The following is a 1,210-nucleotide window of genomic DNA, read 5'->3' as shown; positions in this document are numbered from 1 at the left end:
GCCGCGCTCGCGGGCGTCGAGGTCGCCGGGCGCCTGCTGCGCCGCGCGGGCCGGCGCCCGGGCCGCGCCGAGATGAGCGAGACGTGACCGGCGGTCACGGCGGCGGGGACGGCGTCGCGGCCGGGCGCACCCCCTTCGCGCTCGGGTACGGGACGAACGGGTTCACCGACCACCCGCTCGACGTCGCGCTCGACGTGCTTGACCACGAGGGGTACGGCGCCGTCGCGCTCACGCTCGGCTTCCCGCACCTCGACCCGTTCGCGCCCGGCTGGGCCGACGACGTCGCCGCGCTGCGCACGCGCCTCGCCGGCCTGCGCGACGGCGCGGGGATGCGCGTCGTGGTCGAGACCGGCACGCGCTTCCTCCTCGACCCGTACCGCAAGCACCGGCCGACGCTCGTCGACGCCGAGGCGGACGCCCGGCTGTGCTTCCTCGAGCGCGCGGTCGAGATCGCGGCCGCGCTCGACGCCGGGTGCGTCTCGTTCTTCTCCGGCGTCCTGCCCGACGACGCGACGCCCGCCGACGGCTGGGCGCGGCTGCGCGACCGCATGCCCGCGCTCGTCGAGCACGCGCGCGCCCACGGCGTCCGGCTCTCGCTCGAGCCCGAGCCCGGCATGCTCGTCGAGACGGTCGCGGACGCGCTGCGCCTGCGCGAGGAGGTCGGCGGCCCGCCGGAGCTCGGCATCACCGTCGACGTGGGCCACTGCCTCGTCGTCGAGCCCGACGGCGTCGTGGGCGCGCTGCGCGCGGCGGCGCCCTACCTCGCGAACGTCCAGCTCGACGACATGCCGTCGACCCACCACGAGCACCGGCCCTTCGGCGAGGGCGAGATCGACCTGCCGCTCGTGCTCGCCACGCTCGCCGACGTCGGCTACACGGGGGTCGCCGCCGTCGAGCTCCCGCGCCACTCCTACGACGCACCGGGCCTCGCCCGCCGCAGCATGACAGCGCTGCAGGCGGCATGGTCCCGCGTCGCACCGCAGCACGACCTGGAGGTGTCATGACCGAGGACCTGACCGGACCCGGCGCCGCCACCGCCGGCGCCCGCTGGCTCGCCGAGCAGCTCGTCGCCGTCACGCAGGACCCGGCGGCCGCCGACCGCGCGTTCGCGCTCGCGGGCCGCAAGGTCGGCCGCACGCCGCGGCGTCCCGAGGAGGACCCGGCGGGCGTCGTGCACGGCACCGTGGACGACGCCGCGCGCGCGGCCCTC

General features: G+C 77.9%; 2 protein-coding genes. Both read left to right on the top strand.

Annotation, left to right across the window (positions count from 1 at the left end; all coding sequences use genetic code 11):
• Nucleotides 1-83: 83 nt before the first annotated feature.
• On the top strand, nucleotides 84-1,004 hold the full coding sequence (locus JZ5iCDA_RS17575) for a sugar phosphate isomerase/epimerase family protein (RefSeq protein WP_069388248.1): 921 nt from the start codon (nucleotides 84-86) through the stop codon (nucleotides 1,002-1,004).
• A partial coding sequence (locus JZ5iCDA_RS17570; RefSeq protein WP_216093486.1) for a hypothetical protein occupies nucleotides 1,001-1,210 on the top strand: 210 nt, incomplete at its 3' end. The genes JZ5iCDA_RS17575 and JZ5iCDA_RS17570, both read left to right, overlap by 4 nt.

Origin of the sequence: Cellulosimicrobium cellulans (assembly GCF_001722485.1) — a bacterium.
Taxonomy (GTDB): domain Bacteria; phylum Actinomycetota; class Actinomycetes; order Actinomycetales; family Cellulomonadaceae; genus Cellulosimicrobium; species Cellulosimicrobium cellulans_A.
This window is presented reverse-complemented; position numbering and strand designations above follow the sequence as displayed.